We start from the raw sequence: 7833 nt of genomic DNA, 5'->3' as shown, positions 1-7833 counted from the left end.
CGTCAGAAAAGGGATATGTGGCATAAAGAACATATTTTATCTATTCATCGTCAGCACCCTTACTATGGGTATAAACGTATGACTCGTGCTTTGGCTCGAGAAGGAATGGTAATGAATCATAAACGTGTTCGTCGTCTTATGAGAGAGCTGGGTATTCAATCTATCATTCGAAAAAAACGTCCGTTTTATGGAAGAAAAACATCTGTGGTATTTAAAAATCATTTGAATCGAGAGTTTCAAGCTGAAAAGCAAAACCAAAAATTCGTAACAGATATTACTTATGTACGAATCGGAGAACAATTTGCCTATTTGTCAGCTGTGTTAGATCTATACAACAATGAAATTGTTGCCTGGAAGCTATCTGCAAGAAATGATTTAGATTTGGTTTTAACTACATTACGTCAATTAGAAGGAAAGTCATTAACTACTAAGCCCCTTTTCCATTCAGATCAAGGGTTTCAATATACATCTAAATCCTACGCAAAACAGTTAGAAAGATTAGGATTTGTCGGTAGTCATTCTAGACGTGGGAACTGTTTTGATAATGCATGTATTGAATCATTCTTCTCACATTTAAAAACAGAGAAGTTGTATTTAGTGCGCCCAAAAACATATGAAATGGCCTACCGAGCAATTCAAGAATATATTCAATTTTATAATACAGAAAGATTCCAAGAAAAACTTCACGGCCTTTCCCCGATAGAATATCGGGAAAAGGCCGTGGCATAATACTCTTTTTATTACTGTCTACTTGACAGGGAGATGACCACATGTTCTCTTCTTTTATTCATTTTCAATTTTATCCCGCTATTTGCCGGGCAGTAAGACCCCCACCTCAAAATTCAGCGAAAGCAAAGAAGTTAGGTGGGGGTCGGGCTAATAATCAGCGGGGGCTGACACCCCACTGATTAAAGTTTCACTTTATATAATTAAAAATTAGATATTACTTAAGCCACTCGTTGCAAGTATTACTTAACTGCTGTAAATCTTCTATAAATTGACTCGCATCATATCCATCACAAACCGAATGATGTACTTGTAATGAAACTGGTAGCATAACCTTGTTTCCTTCGTTAAAATATTTCCCACAAGTTATAATTGGCAATAGAAAATTTTCATCATTATTAATATTAAGATTAAATCCAGTAAAACTAGTCCAAGGTATGCTAGAAATCGGAAATACATTAGGCGGAATATTTTCTTTCGTGAAAAAACCATGAACACTAGCATAGCATCTCATATCGTCTTCATAATTTTTATAGAAAGTGCGGAAATCACCTGAATAATCCGTCCATATACTTGAAAAAGACTTATCATCTTTATGAAAGATTGTATAACTCGGTATCATTTCCTCCCAATAGCCTAAAACTCCTTCATCGTTAAAACATGTTCGAAATTTTTTATGATTATTTACTACTCTAGAAATTAAATATATAAAAACGGGATAAAATTTTATTCCCTTTTGATATACTTCCTCTAATAACATCGTGATATCAACATTCATAGTCATACTAAATGTACATTTCAACTTTAAATAATGCTCAAAATACCGCTCTCTATTCCAATCTTCTCTATCAATTACATGAAACTTCATTCTAATAGCCTCCTAAAATTTTCTTTTTATTTTAGAAGACTAATTCCCTTGCTTTCACCATAATTGTTCACTCCTAACAGTTTACAATTCACCCTAATTATTTATTTAATTATATAACATATGTAAGAATCAATTCACATATTTCTGGAAATCCATCCACATACTATAGATAAATCAAATGAAATTTGGAGGATACATACATGAATAACAAAAATATGAATAAAAAAGAAAATGTTACTGAAAACACTACATCTATTCAAAATAATAATACTGCAAATCTTACTATCGAAGAACAAGCAATGAACGGCTTATACGGGATGCCCGAAACAACAATTGAAGATGCTGATCACGCTGCAGCTGATGATTTAACTTCAAAAAATTAATTAACTACATTGAAAAAAGCCAAGGAAAATATCCTTGGCTTTTTTAACTATGCATCCACCTTTTGTATTTCTTCACTCTTTCTTGAAAGTTTACCTGGCCAAAAAGCAAATCGGCCTAAAACTACTGTAATCGCGGGTACAAGTAACGGTCTTACTATAAACGTATCTAGTAATACTCCAATTGCAGTTACAATACCAAATTGAACTAATACTTGAATTGGAAGTGTACCTAACACTGCAAAAGTTCCTGCTAAAATTAAACCTGCCGATGTAATAACACTACCTGTTTGTATTACACCATTTTTTACTGCATCCAAGTGATTTTGTGTCTTTCTGTTTTTCCATATTTCTGAAACCATAAAGATATTATAATCTTCACCTAAAGCAACTAAAAATACGAATGCGTACAACGGTATCGCACCTTGAATGGCCGGCGCTCCCATACCGTAATGAAGTAATATCCATCCTGCTCCTAACGCTGAGAAGAATGATAAGACAACAGTTACAATTAAATAAACCATTGCAACAACCGATTGTAAATAGACAAGTAATAGTAAAGCGATAATGCTAATCATTACTGGAATAATTACTGATTCATCACGTTCAGTAATTTGCTTTGTATCATATAATGAAGCTGTTTCTCCACCAATCCACAATTGCTCTTCAGCATTACTAATCCCAGCATCTTTTAATACTTTTTCTACACTGTTTTTCAATTTAGGAATTTGATCTAACGCTTCAATTGAGTATGGATTTTCCGCTAAAGAAACTTCATACATTTGTATTTGCTTATTTTCTTTTCCCTCTTTTGGCTCTTTCACTGTATTTACGAAAGAAAATTTCTCTAGTTCTTGTTTAATAGGAAGCTCTTTTCCTTTCGTATCAACAACAACTTTTATTGGTGCTAGTTCACCAGCTGAAAAATGATCACTAATTAACGTAAACCCTTCACGAGAAGGCATATCCTTTGGAAACGATTCTAATAGGTCATATGTATATTGAATACGTGGTACGAATGAAGCCAATCCACCTAATACAAACACAGTTAGCATAATTATTGTCCATGGTCTTCGTACTACAATATCTCCAAGTTTTTTACTAAAGGAGCCTTTTGATTTTTTAACTTTTACAGCCCTCTTTTTCTTTCTTGCAAACTCCTCATTCATTGAAGTTGTTCTCGGTATAAACGGGAAAAATGCAATTCTACCGAAAATTAATAATAGTGCTGGTAAAATCGTTAAAGCCGCGATTCCCATTATAAATACAGCAACACTAAATGGTACTGCAAATCGATGAAAGGCACCATAATGAGCAAGTAATAATGTTCCTAATCCAAGTACGACAGTTAACGCACTCATTATAATTGCACCGCCAGAAGCTTTAATCGCAAGTTGCAATGCTTTATATTTACTTTCTTCTTCTAACAAGTACTCTCTATATCTCGAAATTAAAAATAGACAATAGTCCGTTCCAGCGCCAAACAATAATACTGTCATAATTGATATCGCTTGGGCATCTACTTTAATCCATCCGTGATCAGCTAAAAAACCGAGTGTAGGACTAATAATACCGTATGCAAAGCCAACAACAAGTATAGGTAAAATTGCTAAAATTGGTGAACGGTATAGCAAAATTAATAGGACTAATACAAGTAATACAGTAGCCACTAACAATTTCACATCTGCTTGACTAAATAAACTAACTGCATCCGTTTGAATACCTACAGGTCCTGATAATCGAACATGTAAACCAGATTCACTTATTTTTTGTTTAAATGGATCTTCATCCACCTTACTATTCACTATTTTTCTAAACTCTTCAAGATTTCCTTTTAATATATCCGTACCAGCAGATTTATTAAAAAATACCGGTGTAACAAATGATGTATCATCTTTTGACGCACTTTTTGATAATACTTGCTCTGGAATTGTATCAAATGGTGGTAACGTTGATTGTTCTTTTAAAGTACTAGATTTTAACTCTTTATAAACATCTTGTATGAGTTTATAATCCTGTGACTGTAATCCACCATCTCTATACCATACTACTAACAAAGGATTCCCTGCATTATTCGGAAACTCTTTTTTCATAAGCGCTTCCGCTTGCTGTGACATAGCTGTTTCAGGTAAATTTTTCGGATTCGGTTCTTTCGTACTGTTTACTTGTGGTAACGTAAATGAAAGTAATAATGTAATAAGAACCCACACCGATAAAGTGATCCACTGCGTATTTCTCCCTGCTACAAGCCTCCCTAACATATGTAACGGGTGCTTTTTCATAAAAACCCACCTTCCTTTTTTCCTCCATTATTAATTATATATACTGGTCGGTTAATTAATCAAGAATGATTAAAAATTATGTTATAATTATCTCAATCATAAATGTCAGGAGCGAATGTATTTGGAACAAAAACAACGTCCTCTCGGAAGGCCGCGTCAAAATAAAAATACAAAATCTACAAAAGAAACCATTTTAGAAGTAGCAACCCGCTTATTTCTTACACAAAATTATCAAGTCGTTTCTATGGATGAGGTCGCAAAAGTTTGTGGTGTTACGAAAGCAACTGTCTACTATTACTATTCAACAAAAGCCGATTTATTTACCGCTACTATGATCGAAATGATGGTACGTATACGTGAGAATATGTCTCAAATACTCTCTACAAACAAAACTTTAGAAGAAAGATTATTAGACTTCGCTAAAGTTTACTTACACGCAACGATGGATATTGATATGAAAAATTTTATGAAAGATGCAAAACTGTCGTTATCTGAAGAACAATTGAAACAATTGAAAAATGCTGAAGATAATATGTATGAAGTACTAGAAAAAGCACTCGATAATGCGATGCACATCGGAGAAATTCCGAAAGGAAACGCTAAATTTGCGGCTCATGCTTTCGTATCTTTATTATCAATTGGGAATTTTAAAGATGAAAATGACAATCCTATTCTTGCAAATATAGATGAATTAGCACAAGAAATCGTTTCTTTTTATTGGAACGGATTAGGTCATTCATATTAAACTGATTTGCTTTAATAAAAGAGCATGTTTGAATTTTTTCAAACATGCTCTTTTATCATTTAAGTGTTTTATTTATATACCAACAATTAGACTACACTTTAGCATCCATTATTAAAAAATTATTATCTTTACCTTTTACAAATTTTGAAGTTGAATTTTTATATTCCCCATGCTTAATCCCCCATGGTAACAAACTACAGATTCAATATCTAGATTTAAATACTTCTTCAAAGACTGCCGTGCTTCCATAATATTTAAAGTTGTTGGGGCATGAACTCCTCCTAACACTCCATTCACACTATACATCGAGTCTCCAGCGACAAGAATTTTGCTTTGTTTCAAAAATAAACTAATATGACCCGGAGTATGCCCTGGAGTATGGAGAATTAGTATTCCACCGCAATACGGAAGTTCTTGCCCGTCAATCACAGTATCACTCACTTTTCCTTTTGGTCCGTTCTCTACATTTCCGTCCTTCAATAAAGGTAAATCCCCCTCGATATATGGCTTATCTAGTTCGTGCGCATAAACTTTAATATTACTTCGACAGCGCTGCAACAATTCTGGAAGACTACCTATATGATCAATATCCTGATGCGTCAAAATCACGACTTTTAACTTATCAAATGATACCCCAACCTTTTCCATCTCTACTTGTATATCTTCAATTTGTCCTGGGAAACCCGTATCTATTAATACTGCCACTTCATCATTCCATAAAAGAATTGGATGAATAACAAATTCTTGAAATTTAAGTTGTAACATTTCTATCCCTTTAGCAATCTCCATACAACCATTCTCCTTTATGTTGAAGTTTGAAAATATGTACGAGTAAACTGAAAATATAAAGTGAAACTTTAATCCGTGGGGGTTTTACTACCCGGCAAATAGCGGGATAAAGCACCTCTATCTTATAATATGTTTTGTCATCCCAATAGAGAATGCTTCAAACCCTATACATTCATAGTAAGATTGCAACTTTTCTACACACATAAGTTGTGGAATAACCTTGTTTTGTTCACAGTGCTGGATTAATCGTTTCACTATTTCTTTTCCGATGCCACTAGACTGATATTTTGGCAATACACCAACTCCACAAATAATGCCTGTTATGACTCCATCTGATATGACACGCCCCATCCCTACTAAGCTCTTATCATCAAAAACATAAATTGCATACCAACTTTGCTTACACATTCGTTCTAACTCGTTAACTGTTAATTTAAGAGAATTCCATCCTAAAGATTCGTATAAGAATAATAATCCATTAAAATCTGTAGGATGTTCACTTGTGTAGCGTATACTATTTTCCATGTCAATACTCCCTATCCTCAGGCTTGTTTTTATTTCATAAAATTCCCTTTACACAAATCTGATCGATGTAAAAATAACTAGAACAAACTTCAATAAGAAAGATAGAATTCCTTCTCAATATAAAATAAAAAGAAGTTATCTCACTTAAGATAACTTCTTTTATATAAGACTCTCATTATATTATCAACCAAAAAATATACAACTGCATACGATTAGCACAAACAAAACTAATAAACCATTTGAGAAATAACCCATTAAATACTACCCCTTTATTAAATTATGTAAAAGATTTTATCATAAAATGATTTACAACTTAATAACTGAAAAAGACATTGTATTCATTAGTTATATATGTTAAGTAATATTTTATTTTCGGGTATATTCTCGTTCCCTGAAAGTGCTTATCATACTCTTCTACTTCAGTTCATATAAGTTCAAAATATTAAATAATAAGTAAAAAAGACCTCCACCTTACGAGATCTTTTTTACTTATTTTCCAAATACACTAATTGATTCTTCCTCAATTACAAGTAAACAATTAGCATATTACATGATTTAATATCCCAATAGCCAATTCAACTCTATTAATTCGGTTCGACCTTAATATCCCCCTTTTATTCCAAAAACTCAATAATCGTTTCACAGACTTTATCCATCTCCTCGATATCTGGGAAATGTCCACTATTTTCAAATATAACAAGTTTACCATTTTTCAATTGTCTCGTTATTCTATAACTCATTCTTACACCCGTGTTATAGTCATGTGCTCCAACTATGACACACGTATCAATTTCTAAACCTTTAATACGCTCAATAAGCGGTAAAGATGCTTTTGTTCCAAAAATAACTTTGCTCATCTTCCCTGTATTACTTAACTGACTTTCCTCCCAAAGACTCCGATTTAGCTTTGCAAATTCTTCATTTTTAAACAATAGTCGATCTACATTTTCTGTATCAACTATACTCCAAACTTGATTATATTTTTCTTTTATCGCAATTTTCGACTTACTTATTTTCAATATTTGTTCTTTCATTTCCCCTTTCGTTACTTGTAGAAAACCTTCTATCTGCACAGTATACATATCATTTAAATCATCTAACGATGGTGCTTGTAATACCATTTTTTCAACATTTTTCGAATATTTCAAAGCATACTCTAAACAAAGTTGTCCACCAAAAGAGTAGCCTAACAAATTTATCTTCTCTACATGTAATTGCTTTCTTAATTCCTCTAAATCTTCGACTAGAGTATTGATTGAGTACTCACCGTCATCTTGTGGTGCCTCACTTCGTCCGCAACCTCTTTGTTCGTAATAAACTACAGTCATATTTCCTTCTAACTTCAAACCAAGCGTTCTTTCGAATACATAATGATTACCACCTGGACCACCATGTACTATAATAAGAGGGACTGTATTATGAGCTGTCCCTGCAACTTTACACCAATGCATAATCCCATTTATTTTCAAATAGTGTATACCATCTTGCAACATTAACTGCTTCATTTATCTTCTCTCC

General features: G+C 33.1%; 7 protein-coding genes and 1 pseudogene. 3 read left to right on the top strand and 5 right to left on the bottom strand.

What is annotated here, in order from left to right; genetic code table 11:
- Positions 1-729 (top strand): annotated as a pseudogene (locus ACS2QP_RS06205) (IS3-like element ISBth8 family transposase); the annotation flags it as partial.
- Between the two features lie 214 nt (positions 730-943).
- On the opposite strand, the gene catA reads toward ACS2QP_RS06205, so the two are convergent.
- Positions 944-1594, bottom strand: coding sequence for a type A chloramphenicol O-acetyltransferase (catA, locus tag ACS2QP_RS06200; RefSeq protein ID WP_000668542.1), 651 nt, complete (start codon positions 1592-1594; stop codon positions 944-946).
- Between the two features lie 200 nt (positions 1595-1794).
- Here catA and ACS2QP_RS06195 point away from each other — a divergent pair, with 200 nt between their 5' ends.
- A complete protein-coding gene (locus tag ACS2QP_RS06195) occupies positions 1795-1977 on the top strand; it encodes a DUF4021 domain-containing protein (RefSeq protein WP_001060657.1) in 183 nt (60 codons plus the stop codon).
- A gap of 47 nt (positions 1978-2024) precedes the next feature.
- On the opposite strand, the gene ACS2QP_RS06190 is transcribed toward ACS2QP_RS06195, so the two are convergent.
- Positions 2025-4256: an MMPL family transporter gene (locus ACS2QP_RS06190; RefSeq protein ID WP_438882227.1), complete on the bottom strand. Its 2232-nt coding sequence runs from the start codon at positions 4254-4256 to the stop codon at positions 2025-2027.
- A gap of 121 nt (positions 4257-4377) precedes the next feature.
- On the opposite strand from ACS2QP_RS06190, the gene ACS2QP_RS06185 reads away from it, so the two are divergent.
- Complete coding sequence (locus ACS2QP_RS06185) at positions 4378-5001, top strand: TetR/AcrR family transcriptional regulator (protein ID WP_438882226.1); 624 nt, start codon at positions 4378-4380, stop codon at positions 4999-5001.
- Positions 5002-5136: 135 nt separating this feature from the next.
- Here ACS2QP_RS06185 and ACS2QP_RS06180 read toward each other — a convergent pair whose 3' ends face one another.
- The 3 genes from ACS2QP_RS06180 to ACS2QP_RS06170 all read right to left on the bottom strand — a co-directional run bounded on the left by ACS2QP_RS06180 (position 5137) and on the right by ACS2QP_RS06170 (position 7820).
- Positions 5137-5790 carry an MBL fold metallo-hydrolase gene (locus ACS2QP_RS06180; RefSeq protein ID WP_438882225.1) on the bottom strand — a complete coding sequence of 218 codons (654 nt, stop codon included), beginning with the start codon at positions 5788-5790 and terminating at the stop codon, positions 5137-5139.
- 117 nt (positions 5791-5907) lie between these two features.
- Entirely contained in the window at positions 5908-6315 is a 408-nt protein-coding gene (locus tag ACS2QP_RS06175) for a GNAT family N-acetyltransferase (RefSeq protein ID WP_438882224.1), read from the bottom strand.
- A gap of 614 nt (positions 6316-6929) precedes the next feature.
- Positions 6930-7820 (bottom strand): alpha/beta fold hydrolase, encoded by an 891-nt coding sequence (locus ACS2QP_RS06170; protein ID WP_438882223.1) that lies wholly within the window; start codon positions 7818-7820, stop codon positions 6930-6932.
- Positions 7821-7833 lie beyond the last annotated feature (13 nt).

This window comes from Bacillus cereus group sp. Bce019 (assembly GCF_051781745.1).
Taxonomy (GTDB): Bacteria; Bacillota; Bacilli; order Bacillales; family Bacillaceae_G; genus Bacillus_A; species Bacillus_A cereus.
The sequence above is the reverse complement of the archived record's forward strand: the minus strand, read 5'-3'. Positions and strand labels throughout refer to the sequence as shown.